The organism is Thiomonas sp. (assembly GCF_054608695.1).
Window position 1 is genome coordinate 25,332 of record NZ_JBTRXV010000011.1, and the last position, 17,725, is coordinate 43,056.

At 65.6% G+C, this 17,725-nt stretch carries 16 protein-coding genes; 6 read left to right on the top strand and 10 right to left on the bottom strand.

Features of this window, described 5'->3' with window-relative positions; translation table 11 throughout:
- Positions 1-53: 53 nt before the first annotated feature.
- The 6 genes from ACYCUK_RS06700 to dapC are packed head-to-tail and all read right to left on the bottom strand — an operon-like array spanning position 54 to position 7,385.
- Positions 54-2,051 carry an ABC-F family ATP-binding cassette domain-containing protein gene (locus ACYCUK_RS06700; RefSeq protein ID WP_461594031.1) on the bottom strand — a complete coding sequence of 666 codons (1,998 nt, stop codon included), beginning with the start codon at positions 2,049-2,051 and terminating at the stop codon, positions 54-56.
- Positions 2,048-2,965, bottom strand: coding sequence for a 50S ribosomal protein L3 N(5)-glutamine methyltransferase (gene prmB / locus ACYCUK_RS06705; protein WP_461594032.1), 918 nt, complete (start codon positions 2,963-2,965; stop codon positions 2,048-2,050). The genes ACYCUK_RS06700 and prmB overlap by 4 nt, the downstream gene beginning before the upstream one ends.
- Positions 2,962-4,116 (bottom strand): succinyl-diaminopimelate desuccinylase, encoded by a 1,155-nt coding sequence (gene dapE / locus ACYCUK_RS06710; protein ID WP_461594033.1) that lies wholly within the window; start codon positions 4,114-4,116, stop codon positions 2,962-2,964. The genes prmB and dapE overlap by 4 nt, the downstream gene beginning before the upstream one ends.
- Before the next feature lie 13 nt (positions 4,117-4,129).
- Positions 4,130-5,284 (bottom strand): PilT/PilU family type 4a pilus ATPase, encoded by a 1,155-nt coding sequence (locus ACYCUK_RS06715; protein WP_461594034.1) that lies wholly within the window; start codon positions 5,282-5,284, stop codon positions 4,130-4,132.
- 53 nt (positions 5,285-5,337) lie between these two features.
- Positions 5,338-6,159, bottom strand: a complete 822-nt coding sequence (dapD, locus tag ACYCUK_RS06720; RefSeq protein WP_461594035.1) for a 2,3,4,5-tetrahydropyridine-2,6-dicarboxylate N-succinyltransferase — start codon at positions 6,157-6,159, stop codon at positions 5,338-5,340.
- A 38-nt stretch (positions 6,160-6,197) separates the two neighbouring features.
- The gene (gene dapC / locus ACYCUK_RS06725) at positions 6,198-7,385 is read right to left on the bottom strand and encodes a succinyldiaminopimelate transaminase (RefSeq protein ID WP_461594036.1); all 1,188 of its coding nucleotides are present in this window, start codon (positions 7,383-7,385) and stop codon (positions 6,198-6,200) included.
- 211 nt (positions 7,386-7,596) lie between these two features.
- On the opposite strand from dapC, the gene ACYCUK_RS06730 reads away from it, so the two are divergent.
- Genes ACYCUK_RS06730 through ACYCUK_RS06740 form a run of 3 tightly spaced genes read left to right on the top strand, consistent with a single transcriptional unit; the run spans position 7,597 to position 8,832 of the window.
- Complete coding sequence (locus tag ACYCUK_RS06730) at positions 7,597-8,160, top strand: RNA polymerase sigma factor (RefSeq protein WP_461594037.1); 564 nt, start codon at positions 7,597-7,599, stop codon at positions 8,158-8,160.
- A gap of 11 nt (positions 8,161-8,171) precedes the next feature.
- Complete coding sequence (locus ACYCUK_RS06735) at positions 8,172-8,603, top strand: anti-sigma factor family protein (protein WP_461594038.1); 432 nt, start codon at positions 8,172-8,174, stop codon at positions 8,601-8,603.
- Positions 8,604-8,616: 13 nt separating this feature from the next.
- Positions 8,617-8,832, top strand: a complete 216-nt coding sequence (locus ACYCUK_RS06740) for a hypothetical protein (RefSeq protein WP_461594039.1) — start codon at positions 8,617-8,619, stop codon at positions 8,830-8,832.
- 79 nt (positions 8,833-8,911) lie between these two features.
- Here ACYCUK_RS06740 and ACYCUK_RS06745 read toward each other — a convergent pair whose 3' ends face one another.
- Positions 8,912-11,173, bottom strand: coding sequence for an Orn/Lys/Arg family decarboxylase (locus ACYCUK_RS06745; protein WP_461594040.1), 2,262 nt, complete (start codon positions 11,171-11,173; stop codon positions 8,912-8,914).
- A gap of 94 nt (positions 11,174-11,267) precedes the next feature.
- Here ACYCUK_RS06745 and ACYCUK_RS06750 point away from each other — a divergent pair, with 94 nt between their 5' ends.
- Together ACYCUK_RS06750 and ACYCUK_RS06755 are read left to right on the top strand one after the other, a co-directional pair.
- On the top strand, positions 11,268-11,744 hold the full coding sequence (locus ACYCUK_RS06750) for an NfeD family protein (protein ID WP_461594041.1): 477 nt from the start codon (positions 11,268-11,270) through the stop codon (positions 11,742-11,744).
- A 79-nt stretch (positions 11,745-11,823) separates the two neighbouring features.
- The gene (locus ACYCUK_RS06755) at positions 11,824-12,729 is read left to right on the top strand and encodes an SPFH domain-containing protein (protein ID WP_461594042.1); all 906 of its coding nucleotides are present in this window, start codon (positions 11,824-11,826) and stop codon (positions 12,727-12,729) included.
- 705 nt (positions 12,730-13,434) lie between these two features.
- On the opposite strand, the gene ACYCUK_RS06760 is transcribed toward ACYCUK_RS06755, so the two are convergent.
- Complete coding sequence (locus tag ACYCUK_RS06760; RefSeq protein WP_461594043.1) at positions 13,435-13,908, bottom strand: LapA family protein; 474 nt, start codon at positions 13,906-13,908, stop codon at positions 13,435-13,437.
- An 81-nt stretch (positions 13,909-13,989) separates the two neighbouring features.
- Positions 13,990-15,267 (bottom strand): cystathionine beta-lyase, encoded by a 1,278-nt coding sequence (locus tag ACYCUK_RS06765; protein WP_461594044.1) that lies wholly within the window; start codon positions 15,265-15,267, stop codon positions 13,990-13,992.
- 442 nt (positions 15,268-15,709) lie between these two features.
- On the opposite strand from ACYCUK_RS06765, the gene ACYCUK_RS06770 reads away from it, so the two are divergent.
- Positions 15,710-17,035, top strand: a complete 1,326-nt coding sequence (locus tag ACYCUK_RS06770) for a hemolysin family protein (RefSeq protein ID WP_461594045.1) — start codon at positions 15,710-15,712, stop codon at positions 17,033-17,035.
- Positions 17,036-17,077: 42 nt separating this feature from the next.
- On the opposite strand, the gene ACYCUK_RS06775 is transcribed toward ACYCUK_RS06770, so the two are convergent.
- The gene (locus ACYCUK_RS06775; protein WP_461594046.1) at positions 17,078-17,722 is read right to left on the bottom strand and encodes an ABC transporter ATP-binding protein; all 645 of its coding nucleotides are present in this window, start codon (positions 17,720-17,722) and stop codon (positions 17,078-17,080) included.
- Between the last annotated feature and the right edge of the window lie 3 nt (positions 17,723-17,725).

Sequence of the window (17,725 nt, forward strand, 5' to 3'; positions counted from 1 at the left end):
CCAAGCCGCGACCTCATCACGCTTTCAAGTCTGCATCCTGCCCCGTCTGCACCTCAGGCCTGCAGCGCCTCGATGGCCTGGGCGATGTCCAGCCAGCGCTCTTCGCATTGCGCCAGGCGCTCGGCCACCTGCTTGAGGCGCTTGCCCTGCTCGACACGCTCGGTTGCCTGCGTCGTCGCTTGCGACAGGCTGCGTTCCAGACTGGCCTGCTCGGTTTCAAGTGCACGCATCTCGGCTTCGAGACGGCTTTGCTCGCTCTTCAGCGGCTTGGCCTGCTGCGCCAGCTGCTGACGCGACTGCGCCGCATGGCGACGCTGGTCCTTGCGGGTCCCCTGGGCAGACTCCGGCTCTGGTGCCGCGCTGCCAGCTGTGTTGTCGGCCGTGCTGTCGGTTGCGTTGCTGGCTGCACCGCCGGCCCCGTTCGTACCCCTGCCCGGAGCCTGCGCGCGGTCACGCATGCGGGCGCGTGCACGCTCCAGCACCCAACGCTGGTAGTCGTCGAGATCGCCCTCGAAGGTCTGCACCGTGCCGTCGGCCACCAGCCAGTAGTCGTCGCAGGCGGCGCGCAACAAGGCGCGGTCGTGCGACACCAGCAGCATGGCGCCGCCGAATTCCTGCAGGGCCAGGGTCAGCGCTTCGCGCGTGGCGAGGTCGAGGTGGTTGGTCGGCTCGTCGAGCAGCAGCACATTGGGGCGCTGCCACACCAGCAGGGCGAGCAGCAATCGCGCCTTCTCGCCACCCGACATCGAGCCCACGCTCTGCTCGGCCATGTCGCCACTGAACTGGAAGCGGCCCAGCCAGTTGCGCCAGTCCTGCGTGGTGGTCTGCGGCTGGGTCTGCTTGGCCAGGCGCGCGAGGTGCTGCATGGGTGATTCGTCCGGGCGCAGCACGTCCATCTCCTGCTGGGCATAGTAGCCCACCACCACGTCGACCCCCGGTTGCGCCTTGCCGGCCAGCGCCGGCAGCAATCCGGCCAGGGTTTTGACCAGGGTGGATTTGCCCTGCCCGTTGGCGCCCAGGACGCCGATGCGCGCGCCGGCAAGGATGTCGCGCTCCACGCCCTGCAAGATGGGTTGGCCTGGCGCGTAGCCGCAGTCCACCCCGCGCAGCCGCAGCAGTTGTTGCGGCTGGCGCGCGGGCTTGAGGAAGTCGAAACGCAGGGGGTTGCTCAGCATCGCCGGGGCCAGGCGTTCCATGCGCTCCAGCGCCTTGAGCCGGCTTTGCGCCTGCTTTGCCTTGGTCGCCTGGGCACGGAAACGATCGACGAAGCGCGTGAGATGGGCGATGTCTTGCTGCTGCCTGTTGTAGGCCTGCGACTGCTGCGCCAGCTGCTGGGCGCGACGCTCCTCGAAATCGGTGTAGCCGCCAGCGAAGCGCTGCAGTTTGCCGTGTTCGAGTTGCACGGTGACGCGGGTTGCCGCGTCGAGAAATTCGCGGTCGTGGGAGATGACGATCAAGGTGCCGGCGTAGCGCGACAGCCAGTTCTCCAGCCACACCAGGGCGTCGAGGTCGAGATGGTTGGTGGGCTCGTCCAGCAGCATGCAATCGCTGGGCTGAAACAAGGCCTGGGCCAGGGCCAGGCGCATGCGCCAGCCGCCGGAGAAGTCGCGCACCGGTTGTTGCAATTCCTGGGGGGCGAAGCCCAGGCCCAGCAACAAGGCCTCGGCGCGGGCGGTGGCGGTGTAGCCGTCGGCCAGTTCCAGCGCCTCGGCGGCTGCGGCCAGGGCCATGCCGTCGTGCACGGCTTCGGCGGCGCGCATCGCGGCGTTGGCCTCCTGCAAGGCGGCATCGGCCTGGCAGACGAAATCGGTGGCCGCCAGATCCGAATCCGGCGTGTTCTGCGCGACGGAGGCCACACGCCAGTGGGTGGGAAAATCGAGGCTGCCGCCGTCTTCATGCAAGTGGCCGAGCAGCAGCGCGAACAGCGACGATTTGCCGGCACCGTTGGCGCCAACCAGGCCGACCTTCTCACCGGGGTGAATGGTGAGGTCGGCGCTGTCCAGCACCACTTTGGCGGCGCGCCGCAGGGTGAGGGCTTGCAGGCGAATCATGCCGGGCTGCGCAAGGCCGCGGCCTCGACCAGGAACACGGCATCGTCGCCGCCACTGGTGGACAACCAGACCACGGGAAGGCGCGGGAAAGCCGCCTCGAAATGCGCGCGCTCGTTGCCAATCTCGACCACCAGCACGCCTTCCGGCGCGAGGCGCGAAGGCGCGTCGGCCAGCAAACGGCGCACCAGGTCCATGCCGTCGGCACCACCGGCCAGGGCCAGCTCCGGTTCGTGACGGTATTCCTGCGGCAGCGCCCGCATGCTCTGGGCATTGACGTAGGGCGGGTTGCACAACATCAGCTCCAGCACCGGCTCACGCACACCGCCGGGCAAGGCGTTCAACACGTCCGATTGCAGCAGTTGCACGCGGTCCTGCAAGGCATGCAGCGCGACGTTGGCCCGCGCCACGTCGAGCGCGCCCGGCGAGATGTCGGTGCCAAGCACCTGGGCCTCGGACCAGCGCTGCGCGGCGAGGATGGCCAGACAGCCGCTGCCGGTGCAGATGTCGGCAATGCGTCGAGGCTGCGCAGGCAGCCAGGGATCCAGCCCGTCCTGCAGCAGTTCGGCGATGAAGGAGCGCGGCACGATCACGCGTTCGTCGACGAGGAAGCGCTCGCCCTGCAGCCAGGCTTCGCCGAGCAGATAGGCGACGGGTTTGCGCGTGGCGATGCGCTGGCCAAGCAGCGCGTCGAAGCGTGCGTGGGCATCGGCAGGCACTTCGCGCTGCAGCAAGGCGTCGAACGCCGCGAAGCTGTCCATCAGCGGCCAGCCCAGGGCGTGGATCAACAGCCAGGCGGCTTCGTCCTCGGCCGTCGCGGCGCCATGGCCGAAGTGCAAACCGGCGGCCTGGAGTTCGTGCGTTGCACGTTGCCACACTGCGCCGAAGCGCGGTGTGGCCGGGTGCCCTTTGCTCACGCCACCAACGCCTCGAGGGTGCGCCGGTAGATGGCGGCCAGAGGATCGAGGAAGCGCAGTTCCACATGCTCGTCGATCTGGTGGATGCTGGCGTTGGGCGGCCCGAACTCGACCACCTGCGGGCAGATCTTGGCGATGAAACGCGCATCCGACGTGCCGCCTGTGGTGGACAGCTCGGCATGCTGCCCGGTTTCAGCCGCAATGGCGGCCTGCAGGGCGGCGGACAAGCTGCCGGGCTGGGTGAGGAAGGGCTCGCCGCCCAGGGTCCAGTCGAGTGCGTAGTTCAGGCCGTGGCGGTCGAGCACGGCGTGCACGCGGTCCTTGAGGGATTGCGGCGTGGCTTCGGTGGAGAAGCGGAAGTTGAAGTCCAGCGTCAGGTCGCCGGGGATGACGTTGGTGGCGCCGGTGCCGGCGCGGATATTCGACATCTGCCAACTGGTCGGCGGGAAATGGGCGTTGCCGGCATCCCACTGCATGGCGGCGAGCTCGGCCAGTGCGGGTGCGGCCAGATGGATGGGGTTTTGCGCCAGATGCGGGTAGGCAATATGCCCTTGCACGCCATGCACGCTGAGGCGCCCGGAGAGTGAACCGCGCCGGCCGTTCTTGATCGTGTCGCCCAGGGTGGAGACAGACGTGGGTTCGCCGACGATGCACCAGTCGAGCCGCTGTCCGCGTCGTTGCAAGGCCTCGCACACGCGCACCGTGCCGTCGCGCGCCGGGCCTTCCTCGTCGCTGGTGAGCAGGAAGGCGATCGAGCCCTGCGGCTGCGGCTGCGCCGCGAGCAAGCCTTCAACCGCAACCACCATCGCCGCCAGCGATGTTTTCATGTCAGCGGCGCCACGGCCGTAGAGCTTGCCGTCACGCTCGGTGGGAATGAAGGGGTCGCTGTGCCATTGCTCCAGCGGCCCGGTGGGCACCACATCGGTATGGCCGGCGAAGACCAGCACCGGCGCATCCGCCCCGCCCTGCCCCGGGCGCAGCGCCCAAAGGTTGCACACGCGGAATTCGTCTGGCCCTGCCTCGATGAACTCGCAGGCAAAGCCAAGGGGGCGCAGGCGCTCGGCCAGCAACTCCTGGCAGCCACCATCGGCAGGCGTGACGGAATGGCGTGCAATCAAGGCTTCGGCGAGTTTGCGGGTGGGAGATGTCATGTGCGGGAAAACCTCAGTTGGCACCGAGGTCGAGCGAGATTTCGCGGAACGAGGGCTCATCCGAATCGAGCATGGCGTTGGCTGGCAGCGAGCTGGTCGGGCGGTTGGAAAAATCGTTCTGCAAGCGCCACATCAGGTTGGTGGGGGAGTCGGCATAGGCCAGCGCCTCATCGCGTGAAACCTGGCCTTCCACCACCATGCGCGCCAGGCACTGCTCGAAAGTCTGCGATCCTTCGGCCATGGTTTTTTCCATGGTGTCCTTGATGGTCGAAAAATCGCCTTTGGCGATGAGTTCGCGGATCAGCGGCGTGTTCAGCATCACCTCCACCGCCGGAGTCAGGCCGCCGGCCGTGGCCCGTAGCAGGCGCTGAGACACCACCGCGCGCAGGCCGGCGGACAAATCGGACAGCAGCGCGGGGCGCATGTCCAGCGGGTAAAAGCCGAGGATGCGATTGAGCGCCTGATAGCTGTTGTTGGCGTGCAGGGTGCTGAGGCACAAATGGCCGGAGAGCGCGTAGTTCAACGCCGCGGTCATGGTTTCGGTGTCACGAATTTCACCGATCATGATGCAGTCGGGTGCTTGGCGCAGCGCGTTCTTCAAGCCAACGGAAAGGCTCTTGGCGTCGATGCCGACCTCGCGCTGATTGACGATGGACTTCTTGTTCTTGAACAGGAACTCGATCGGCTCCTCCAGCGTGAGAATGTGGCCGGTCATGCGCGCATTGCGGTGGTCCAGCATGGCCGCCAGGCTCGTGCTCTTGCCCGAGCCGGTCGAGCCCACCATCAGGATCAAGCCATGCTTTTCCATCACCAGGTCGGCCATCACCCCGGGAAGATTCAAGCTCTCCAGTGGCGGAATATCGCTCGGGATGTAGCGGATCACCATGGCCACGCTGCCGCGCTGGATGAAGGCGCTCAGGCGGAAGCTGCCGATACCGGTGCGCGACAGTCCAATATTGAGCTCGCCCTCGTCCTGCAACTGCTGCTGGCGTTTGGCATCGACGATTTCGGCCAGCAGTTTGGGCGGATCTTCCGGGGTGAGCACCTGGCGGTTGATGGCCACGGCCTGGCCGCTGATGCGGATGAGAATGGGAGCATGCGGACTGATGTAGATGTCCGAGGCTTTTTTCTCGGCCATGAGCTTGAACAGGCGTTCCATCGTCGACATGTCTTTCTCCCCCTGGTTGGTGGTGCGCGGCAGCGCCGGGTCGGCCTTGCGGCTCAGTCGCGCAGCAATTCGTTGATGGCCGTCTTGGCGCGGGTCTGGGCATCCACGCGCTTGACGATGACGGCGCAATACAGGCTGTATTTGCCGTCGGCGCTCGGCAGGTTGCCCGACACCACGACCGAACCCTCGGGAATGCGGCCGTAATGCACCTCGCCGGTGGCGCGGTCGTAGATTTTGGTGGACTTGCCGATATACACGCCCATGGAGATGACGCAGTTGTCTTCGACGATGACGCCTTCCACCACTTCCGAGCGCGCCCCGATGAAGCAGTTGTCGCCGATGATGGTGGGGTTGGCCTGCACCGGCTCCAGCACGCCGCCGATGCCGACGCCGCCCGACAGATGCACGTTCTTGCCGATCTGCGCGCACGAGCCGACCGTGGACCAGGTATCGACCATGGTGCCGCTGTCCACATAGGCGCCGATGTTGACGTAGGACGGCATCAGCACCACGCCGGGTGCCAGATAGCTGCCATGCCGCGCCACGGCCGGCGGCACCACGCGCACGCCGGTTGCGCGCATCTCTTCTTCACCCAGGCGGCTGAATTTGGTTTGCACCTTATCGAAGAAATGCAGGTCGCCGGAGCGCATCATGGTGTTGTCGGTGAGGCGAAAACTCAGCAGCACGGCCTTCTTCAGCCATTGGTGCGTCACCCATTCGCCTTCGACTTTCTGGGCCACGCGCAAACGCCCGGCGTTGAGTTCGTCGAGCACATGCTCGACCGCCTGACGCAGTTCAGCCGGCGCTGCGGCAGGACTCAGTTGGGCGCGGTTGTCCCAAGCCTGATCGATGAGGGTCTGGAGTTGTGTGGTCATGGTGTGGAGGCTGGGGCTGGCAAGACTGGAATCAACACTCAAAGGCTGCGGGCGTAGGCGGCGATGCGCTCGGCGGCTTCGACGCAGGCGTCGACTTCAGCCACCAGGGCCAGGCGGATGCGCCGGCTGCCCGGATTGTGGCCGTCCTGCTCGCGGGCCAGAAGGCTGCCGGGCAAAACCGTGCAATTGTAGTTTTGGAGCAAGCCGAGGGCGAATTCGACATCGTCGTTCGGCGTCTTGGCCCACAGATAAAAACCGGCGTCGGGCTGGCGCACATCCAGCACGGGCTGCAGGATGGGTAAAACCCGGGCGAACTTGTCGCGATACAGGCGCCGGTTCGCCTGCACATGCGCTTCATCGTTCCATGCGGCGATGCTGGCCGCCTGCACTGCCGGCCCCATGGCGCTGCCGTGGTAGGTGCGGTATTGCAGAAAGGCCTTGAGAATATGGGCGTCGCCGGCGACGAAGCCGGAGCGCAGCCCAGGCACGTTGGAGCGCTTGGACAGCGAGGTGAACATCACCAGCCGGCGAAAATCGGTGCGGCCCAGTTGCACCGCGGCTTCCAGCCCGCCCAGAGGCGCTGCATCGCCGAACCAGATTTCGGAGTAGCACTCGTCGCTGGCAATGACGAAACCATGCCGGTCGGACAGCGCGAACAAACGCTCCCATTCCTCCAGGGGCATGACGGCCCCGGTGGGGTTGCCTGGGGAGCAGACATACAGCAGCTGGGTGCGTTGCCACACCTGCTCGGGTACTGCGTCCCAGTTCACCGCGAAATTGCGCGCCGCATCCACCGGGGCGAAATGGCAATGCGCCCCGGCCAGCAGCGCCGCGCCCTCGTAAATTTGGTAGAAGGGATTGGGGCTGACCACGGTGGCTTGCTCCCGAGCAGGGTCCAGCACCACCTGCGCCAGCGCGAACAGCGCCTCGCGCGAACCATTCACCGGCAGCACCTGCGTGGCAGCGTCGAGCGCCACGCCATAGCGCCGGCTGGCCCAGGCTGCGCAAGCCTGGCGTAATTCCGCGCTGCCAGCCGTGGCCGGGTAGTGCGCCAGGCCGTCCAGATGATCGACCAGGGCCTGCTTGATGAGGTCCGGCGTTGGATGCCGGGGCTCGCCGATGCCGAGACTGATGGGCGCGTAAGCAGGATTGGGACGTACGCCCGCCGTCAAGGCGCGCAGTTTCTCGAAGGGATAGGGCTGGAGTCGGCTGAGCAGGGGATTCACGGCGGCAAGTCAAAGTGATTGCCCATTCTAGGGAGGCCGGCCGGGTCAGGAGTTCGGATTCGGCGCCGGCAAATTGTTACAAAAAAACTTGCAGCTGCTGTCCTGAAAAGCCGCCCGTTTCGCGTTGTTGCAGCGAGGAAACCGCGTTGAATCGCCCGCAGCCACCGCGCACTATGCTATGTCACATGTATTCACACTTACGCTTGACGACGTGAGCCAGGAACCTGCGCTCGACCGCTTCTGCCTGGAGGTGCGCCCGCGCGCGCTGCGGCTGGCGCTGCTGGAAACTGCGGGCAATTCGCATTTGGCCGCCGACCTGGTGCAGGACAGCCTGGCCAAACTGGTGAGCAATTACCGTGACAAACCTGCCGAGGAATGGGCACCGCTGTTCTACAGCATTCTGCGCAACCGCATCACCGACTGGCATCGGCGCAAGAAAATCGAGAAGGTGTTCGATTTTTTCTTTGCCAGCGACGACGACGATGAAGGCGCCCCGGCACCCTGGGAAAGCCTGGCCGACCCAGGCCCGGGCCCTGACCACCAACTCGGCAACCTGCAGCTTGCCGGACGGATTGCCGACGCCATCGGCAAGCTCAGCGCGCGCCAGCGCGAGGCTTTCATGTTGCGCGAGATGGAAGGCCTGTCGATCGCCGACACGGCAAAAGCCATGCATGTGAGCGAAGGCAGCGTGAAAACCCATCACTTACGCGCCCTGACCCACCTGCGCAATGTGCTGCAGAGTGATAATCCATTAACCGGGGGAATCTCATCGTGAACGGTGACGCCATGAACACCAACACATCCATCACAACGGCCGAAATCGACCGTTGGCGCGCTGGCCTGCTCGATGCCGAGCGGTCGCGTGTCGTGCAGGAGGCTTTGCGGTCCAATGAATCGCTGGCTGCCGAGGCCCGGTTCGGCGCCCGGCTGGCCGCCGGGCTTGCACCTTTGCCGCAGTTGGCGGCACGTCGCACCCAGGCCAAGCAAGCACGGCGCTTGCGCTGGCCGCGGGTGATGGCGGCGGGCTTCGTCACCGCGTCTCTGGCGGTCTTCACGCTGGCTGCGCTGCCGCTGCTGTCCAGCCCCACGCAAACGCCCTTGCAGCCCGTCATGCTCAACGCGCAAACCGCCGACGCCGTGCAGCACATGGACTTCTATGAATGGCTGGCCGCCCATCCCCAGGCCATGCAGGACGCACGCCATGCCAACCCCGCCTGATTCGGGCCGCACCATGCAAGGCCGATTCCCACGTCGCGTCCTCTGGCTCGCCCTGGCACTGATCGGGCTGACCGCCGCTGCGCCTGCCATGGCGAACCGGGAACGTCAGGGCGAGGAACGCGGGCCGCAATGGAACCAGCGCATGCAGCAGTGGGAGCGCCTGCCACCCGAGCGCCGCCAGCGCATTCTGCAGGAGCAGCAGCGCTACCAGAGATTGCCGCCCGAGTAACAACAACGGCTGCGGCAGCAGTACCAGCAGCAACAGCGCTGAGCGCGCTCACGTTCTCACAGCGCGTGCCGGTACGCGCTTACGCGGTTCCCCGCACGCAGTCGATGCAGTAGTGCTTGCCGTTTGGCCCGTCTTCCTCCACCAGGCCGTGGATGTCGGTGGCGAAACCCGGGAACTGGCGGTTGAAGTCGCGCGCGAATTGCAGGTATTGCACGATCTTGCGGTTGAAGCGCTCGCCCGGAATCAGCAGCGGAATGCCCGGTGGGTAGGGTGTGAGCAGGGCGGTGGTGATACGCCCTTCCAGCTCGTCAATGCCCACGCGCTCGATGTCGCGGTGCGCCATCTTGGCATAGGCCTCGGTGGGCGTCATGGCAGGCTGCAGGTCCGACAGATACATCTCGGTGGTCAGCCGGGCCACGTCGCTGGCCTGGTAGGCGGTGTGGATGCGCTGGCACAGCTCCCGCAGGCCCACGCGCTCGTACACCGGATACTTGGCGACGAATTCCGGCAGGATGCGCCATAGCGGCTGGTTGCGGTCGTAGTCGTCCTTGAACTGCTGCAGCGCCGTCACCAGGGTGTTCCAGCGGCCCTTGGTGATGCCGATGGTGAACATGATGAAAAAGCTGTAGAGCCCGGTTTTCTCCACGATGACGCCGTGCTCGGCGAGGAATTTGGTGACGATGGCCGCCGGGATGCCGGTTTCGCTGAAGCTGCCGTGCAGGTCGAGGCCAGGGGTGATGACCGTCGCCTTGATCGGGTCGAGCATGTTGAAGCCTGGCGCCAGTTCGCCAAAGCCATGCCACTGTGCCTGCGGCCCGAGCAACCAGTCTTCGCGCGCGCCAATGTCTTCCGGCGCCAATTCGTCCGGTCCCCAGACCTTGAACCACCAGTCGTGGCCGAACTCCTCGTCCACTTTGCGCATGGCGCGGCGGAAGTTCAGCGCCTCCAGAATGCTCTCCTCCACCAGCGCGGTGCCGCCGGGCGGCTCCATCATCGCCGCGGCCACGTCGCACGAGGCGATGATGGCGTATTGCGGCGAGGTCGAGCTGTGCATCAGATAGGCCTCGTTGAAACGCGGCCGGTCGAGGCTGCGGGTTTCGGAATCCTGCACCAGGATTTGCGAAGCCTGGCTCAGCCCCGCCAGCAGTTTGTGGGTGGACTGGGTGGAAAACACCATCGCCTCTTTGGTGCGCGGCCGCCCCTGGCCAATGGCGTGCATGCCGGTGTAGAACGGGTGGAAGGTGGCGTGCGGCAGCCAGGCTTCGTCGAAATGCAGGGTGTCGATATAGCCGTCGAGCATCTGCTTGATGGTGTCGACGTTGTAGACCACGCCGTCATAGGTGGACTGGGTGATGGTCAGCACCCGCGGCTTGACCTTGCCCGCCAGATGCGCGGTCAGCGGGTTGGCGGCAATCTTGCGCTCGATGTTCTCGGGCTTGAATTCGTCGCGCGGAATCGGGCCGATGATGCCGTAGTGGTTGCGCGTGGGCGTGAGGAACACCGGCAGCGCGCCGGTCATGATGATGGCGTGCAGCACGCTCTTGTGGCAGTTGCGGTCCACCACCACCACGTCGCCCGGCGCCACGGTGGAATGCCACACCATCTTGTTCGAGGTCGAGGTGCCGTTGGTGACGAAGAACAGATGGTCGGCATGGAAGATGCGCGCCGCATTGCGCTCGGACGCCGCCACCGGGCCGGTGTGGTCCAGCAGTTGCCCGAGTTCGTCCACCGAGTTGCAGACATCGGCGCGCAGCAGGTTTTCGCCGAAGAACTGATGGAACATCTGCCCCACCGGACTTTTCAGGAAAGCCACGCCGCCGGAATGGCCGGGGCAATGCCAGGAGTAGGAACCGTCGGCCGCGTAGCCGACCAAGGCACGAAAAAACGGCGGCGCCAGCGAATCCAGATAAGCCTTGGATTCGCGGATGATATGGCGCGCGACGAACTCCGGCGTGTCCTCGAACATGTGAATGAAGCCATGCAGCTCGCGCAGGATGTCGTTCGGAATATGGCGCGAGGTGCGGGTTTCGCCGTAGAGGTAGATGGGAATTTCGGCGTTGCGAAAACGAATTTCCTCGATGAACTTGCGCAGGGTCTGCAGCACCGGAGCTTCGGCATTCACCTCGGCGGAGGCGAATTCCTCGTCGTCGATGGACAGGATGAAGGCGCTGGCGCGCGACTGCTGCTGGGCGAAGCTGGAGAGATCGCCAAAGCTGGTCACGCCCAGCACTTCGACGCCCTCGGCCTCGATGGCCTGCGCCAGCGCGCGGATGCCCAGGCCCGAGTTGTTTTCGGAGCGGAAGTCCTCGTCGATGATGACGATGGGGAAACGAAAGCGCATGATGGACTCCGGTGAAAGATAGGCTTACGCCCCAAGTGAAGCGCGAAGTGTAGAAAAATCCCATGAACACAAGTCAAAACCTCGGGAGACCATCATGATGAGTACCCCCGTTCAATGGTGGATCATCGCCGCCGTGCTGGTGGCGCTGGAACTCGCCAGCGGCAGTTTCTACCTGCTGATGCTGGCCGTTGGCGCCGCAGCCGGCGCGCTGGCTGCGCATCTGGGCCTTGGCGCCACCTGGCAATGGGTGGCCGCCGCAGCGGTCGGCGCCGGCTTGATCGCCGTGCTCTACACCATGCGCAACAAGCGCGTCAAGACGGCGCCGCAGACCAACCGCGACATCAACCTCGACATCGGCTCCGTCGTGCAGGTCAGCGCCTGGGACGCCAACGGCGAGTCCCGCGTGCGCTACCGTGGCAGCGACTGGACCGCCCGCTTTGGCGGCCGGGGCGAGCCACAGCCGGGGCAATACCGCATTCATGCGATGGACGGTAACACCCTGGTTCTGGAACCGCTGGCGACGGGCCATGCCGCCGCGGCGCAGGCACAATCCGGCACACATCCGGGCTGATCGCCGGACATCGACCTTCACCTCCCGCAGCCCGCCAGCAGACGCGCCGCGCCCCATCCCCCACTACTGGAGAACTGCCATGGAACTGGCCATCATTCTGGTCATCATCGCCATCATCATCGTCTCGCGCGGCGTGAAGGTGGTGCCGCAGCAGCATGCCTGGGTGGTGGAGCGCCTGGGCAAATACGACCGCACCCTGGCGCCGGGCCTGAGCTTCATCATCCCCTTCATCGACCGCGTCGCCTACAAGCACATGCAGAAAGAAGTTCCGCTGGACATCGCCAGCCAGATCTGCATCACGCGCGACAACACCCAGCTCACGGTGGACGGCATTCTCTATTTCCAGGTGACCGACCCGATGCGCGCCAGCTACGGCTCGTCCAACTACGTGCTGGCCATTTCGCAACTGGCGCAGACCACGCTGCGCTCGGTCATCGGCAAACTCGAACTCGACAAGACCTTCGAGGAGCGCGACTTCATCAACCACAGCGTGGTGTCGGCGCTGGACGACGCGGCCATGAACTGGGGCGTGAAAGTGTTGCGCTATGAAATCAAGGACTTGACGCCGCCCGGCGAAATCCTGCATGCGATGCAGCGCCAGATCACCGCCGAACGCGAAAAGCGCGCCGTCATCGCCACCTCCGAAGGCGCACGGCAGCAGCAGATCAACCAGGCCGAGGGCGAGCGCCAGGCCTTCATCGAACGCTCCGAAGGCGAACGCCAGGCCGCCATCAACCGCGCCCAGGGCGAAGCCGCGGCCATCGAAGCCGTGGCCAACGCCACCGCGCATGCGCTGGAAGTGGTGGCCGCCGCCATCGGTAAACCCGGCGGAATCGAAGCCGTGCAACTCAAGGTCGCGCAGCAAGGCCTCGACGCCTACGCCAACGTCGCCAAGGCCAGCACCACCCTCATCGTGCCCAACGACATGAGCCAGGCAGCGGGGCTCATCGCCTCGGCCATGACGGTGCTGAAGAAAACCCAGTGAGCGCCACGGCGACATCCGTGACCGCGGCGCAAAACGGCTCACCGCACGCGCAGGCCTCGCACGCAAGCTGCGCCCGCAGGGGTGCGCTTGCCGCGCTGAGGGAGCCCGACCCGACGCGCAAAGTCGCCTTGGCGCTGGCCTTGCGTGAAGCCCGCAGGCCGGATGCGACGCGTTGCCCCTCGCGGCGGCCGCCTGAACTGGTGGCTTTCACGAACACGCCGCCACCATGCGGCCTTCCTCCAACGCATGGAAGTCAGGCAGCATGCGTGCTGGCGTGGAGCTTGTGCCAGACGAATCACCCCGCCTGGGGCAGCCTGATGGGAATGCAGTGCCCGCCAGCCAGCATGGCTCCTGGTTCGCTGGCTTCGAGCCGGTAGTCGAGGTGTGGAATGGTTTGCGCGGACCACAACAGTTCCGGCACGGTACCACGTCGCCCAGACGTTTTCCCGGCACGAACATGTCGACCAGCAAGCCATGAATTCCGGGCAACTTCACCGAAGCGGAAGCCTGGCCGATGGCAGCCCAGGAACGGCGCTGAACGGTTCGTGCTCGCGGAACAACTGTGAGGTCAGCGCCATGATGACCCAATAAAAATTACTTTTGTTGGGTCATTCTGCGGCTCATGAACGTGACTTGCGACTGGCTTACAGCCGAGGTATTGACGCTGCGTACAAGCACCTCGTGCTCTCGCGGCCGCGGCCGTCATCAACCCTTGCGCGCGATGCGGTCATCCAGCTCCGCCAGTGCCGCCGAAAGGCCGTTGCTGGTCTCGGTGAGGTGCTGTGCGTGGGTTTGTTCCAGGCGGTCGATGCGGGCGGTGAGTTCGGCCTTGTGGGCCTCGAGTTGCGCGGCCTGGCGGTTGAAGCTGGCTTCCAGGCTTTGCTGCAGATGGGTGATGCGCGAGCTTTCGGCCTTGTCGGCCAGTTCGCGCTGGGCTTGCAGGGTTTTCATCTGCTTGCGGCTCTCGATCAGGGACGTGGTTTGCACGTAGAGCGCGAAGCCGAGGAACACCAGCGCGAGCACGGCGCTGAGGGCCAGCATCACCAGCCCGAGTGGGGCCTGCACCGAGGTGAAGCCGAGTGACAACGTGGTGCTGGCGGTGAAGGCCGCCCAGTTGAGCGCGGCGAAGCCGGCAACTAGGACGAACAGCACGACGAGCAGGATGGAGCGGAAACCCATGATGTTCTCCCTTGTGGGTGATTCGTGACGAAGGTGGGTTGAAGGTGGGTGGCTGCGGTGTGCCGGTACGGCCCTTGCGGCTCAGCCTAACGCCACACGCAAGGCCTGGTCGAGATCGGCGATGAGATCGTCCGGGTCTTCCAGGCCAATGCTCAGACGCACCAGCGGGCTGGCGTAAGGCCAGGATGCGCCGCGCATGGCGGCCACATCGTAGGGTACGACAAGACTCACCGGCCCGCCCCAGGAATAGCCGATCTTGAACAGGCGCAGGGCGTCGACGAAGGTGTCCACCTTGGCTGCGGTGATCTGCGGCTCGAAGGTGAAGCTGAACAGCCCGGCGGCGGCGCTGCAGTCGCGCACCCAATGGGCGTGGCCGGGGCTGCCGGGGAACGCGGGGTGCAGCAGGGTCTGCACTTCGGGCCGGCGCTGCAGCCAGGTGGCCACGCGGCGCGCGGCCTGGTCGTGCGCGTGGTAGCGCAGATGCAGGCTGTGCAGGCCGCGCAGCACCAGGGAGGCGTCGTCGCCGCCCACGCCCAGGCCCAGGCGCATATGGGCCTCGAGCAGCTTGTCTTGCAAGGCTTCGTCGCGCGCCAGTACCGCGCCCATGAGCACGTCGGCCCCGCCGGACTGGTATTTGGTCAGCGCCTGCATGGAGATGTCGATGCCGAGCGCAAAGGGCTTGAGCGCCAGCCCCGCGCCCCAGGTGTTGTCGATGGCGGTGACGAGTCCATGCTGCCGCGCCAGGGCGACGAGTCCGCGCAGATCGGGCATTTCCATGGTGACGGAACCGGGCGCCTCCAGCCACAGCAGCTTGGTTTGCGGCGTGATGGCCGCTTGGGTGGCGGCAAGGTCCATGGGGTTGTAGACCTGCAGCGCGATGCCCCAGCCGGACAGCAGCGTTTGCGCCATGTCGCGGCTGGGGTTGTAGACGTTGGCGGGCAGCATGACGGCGTCGCCCTGTTGCAGCAAGGCGAGGTTGACCAGTGCGATGGCCGAGAGCCCCGATGGACACAGCAGGCCATGCACCGCACCCTCGATTTCGGCCAGACGCGCCTCCAGCATGAAGGTGGTGGGCGTGCCGTGCAGGCCGTAGGTGTAGCCGGTCTTGTGGCGCCAGTCGCGGGCGCGCATGGCGGCCACGTTGGCGAACATCACGGTGGAGGCGCGGTGCGTGGCCGGCTGCACGGCGCTGAAGCCAGCCGGGGCCTGGTAGGGCGAGTGTTGCAGCAGCGTGGCGGGCCGTGGTGCAGGTTCTGCCGCACCCGGCTCAGCTCCCACCGCGGCGTGTTCCGCTGCTTGCACTTCACGATTTGTTGCAAGGTTCTGGTCTAATTGACCGCCATGTTCTTCACTGGACATGAGTCAAGGTTCTCCTGATGGGTTGCCACGGGCTCGCTCGGGCCCGGGTTTTGCTTTCAAGCATAGCCAGTTCAAGAACCGCACAGACTCTGCCCACCGCATTGGACCCTTCGCCTGAACCTTCGCCCCACTTGCTTCCTGCCCCCGCAGCAGAAGCCCCCGGCGGCGTGACCACCTCGCCCCTCTCCCTGGTGGGCTTGCAGCACAGCCGCAGTCCCATCTGCAGTCGCATCCGCAGATGCACGCGCGGCCAAAGCGCACGCGGCCAAACGCGTTGCCGCGCCCGCCAAAGCGGGCGCCTGCTGACTGTCCGCGTAGGCTATCCCGCGTCGGCTATTTTCCTCTCCCGAGTTTCCCTTGGACGCTGCCTGCTGCGTCTGCCACCCGAGGCGGCATGCCAGCTTCGGGACGGCCCCGTGTTTGACTGACGAGCCTGACCACGATGACGGAAGTCCTGATTCTTTTCGCCCTGATTCTGCTCAACGGCCTGTTCGCGATGTCGGAAATCGCCCTGGTCACGGCCCGGCGCGCGCGCCTGACCGCGATGGCCGAATCCGGCAGCGTTCCGGCACGCGCCGCGCTGCGGCTCACCGAGCAGCCCACGCGGCTGCTGTCCACGGTGCAGATCGGCATCACGTCCATCGGCGTGCTCAACGGCATCATCGGCGAAGCCGCGTTCTCCGCTCCCATCAGCCTCTGGCTGCAGGGCTTCGGGCTCTTGCCGCAGTTTGCCAACATCGCCAGCACCGCGCTGGTGGTGCTGGTCATCACCTATCTGTCCATCGTGATTGGCGAGCTGGTGCCCAAGCGCCTGGGGCAGCTGGCCCCGGAAAAAATCGCCCTGTTCGTGGCGCAGCCCATGCTCGTCCTGGCGCGCAGCGTGGCGGTGTTCGTCAAGCTGCTGTCGTTCTCCACCGATCTGCTGCTGCGCCTGCTGCGGGTGCGCACCGACGCGCCCACGCATGTGACGGAAGAGGAGATCAACGTGGTGCTGGAGGAAGGCTCGGACGCCGGCGTCATCGAGGTGCAGGAGCACGAGATGGTGCGCAACGTGTTCCGCCTGGACGACCGCCAGATCGCCTCGCTGATGACGCCGCGCAACGAGATCGAGTTTCTCGACGTGGAAGACCCGCTGACCGACAACCTCGCCAAGATTGCGCAGTCTCCGCATTCGCGCTTTCCGCTGGTGCGCGGCGACCTGGACGACGTGCTCGGCCTGGTGTCGACCAAGGAGCTGCTCGGCCGCTTCATCCGGCGCGAGGGCATCGAGGACCTGAGCAAGGCTTCCAGCCACGCCATCTTCGTGCCCGAAAGTCTCACCGGGCTGGAGCTGCTGCAGACCTTCAAGCAAAGCTCGGATCACACCGCGCTGGTGCTTGGCGAATACGGCCAGACCCTGGGCATCGTCACGGTGCAGGACATCCTGGAGGCCATTGCCGGCGAGTTCAAGAGCCACCCGTCCGAAGAGCCCTGGGCGATCCAGCGCGACGACGGCTCCTGGTTGCTGGACGGTTTGATTCCCGTGGGCGACCTCAAAGACAAGCTCGCGCTCAAGTCCGTGCCGGAGGAGGAGAAGGGGCGCTACAACACCCTGGCCGGCATGCTCATGCTGCTGCTGGCGCGGCTGCCGCACACCGGCGACCACATCGACTGGGGCGGCTGGCGTTTCGAGATCGTGGACATGGACGGCAAGCGCATCGACAAGGTGCTGGTGTCACGCCCGGACGCGGTCAAGCCGCAGGACGATCTGCCGCCTGACGCCGACTGAGCAAGCCCGCGCCCAAGATTTCGCGACTGGCCGGTCGGAAAGTCAGCCGGGTGCCTGCGTGCAAGGACCATGCGCCGTGAAACGGTCCATATGCAGCACCGTCGCCCCGCAAGCCTCGACGAAGCTTGTGTCATGGCTGGCGAACAGGGTCAGGTTTTGCAGCCCGCGTGCCCGGATACGCTGCGCCAGGAGCTTGCGCGCCCGCGTGTCCAGGCCGTTGGAAGGCTCGTCCAGCAGCATCGCACGGGGCTCGCCGATCCAGGCGGCGCAGAGCAGGAACTTCTTTTGCGTGCCCAGCGACATGGCACCGAAGCGGGTCTGCATGTACGGGCTCAGGCCGAGTTGCGCGGCGAGATCGAGCATGGCGGAATCGATCTTGACCTGTTTGGCCATCGCAACGAAGTCCAGCAGGTCCCGTCCGCCCATGAAGGGATAGATGGGACTTTCATCCGGCGCATAAGACAGTCGCTGGCGGGCTGCGAGCGGGTCGGCGTTCAGGCTGACACCGTCGATCCAGACGTCGCCGGAGTCGGCCGCGATCGCCCCCGACAGGATGCCCAGCAGCGTGGATTTGCCACTGCCATTCGCCCCTTGCAGGGCATAGACGCCGGGAGCCAGACCGTCGTCAATGCCCCGGAACACCTGGCGCCAGCCGAACGCCTTCGTGATTCCAGAGAACCGCAGCATCGC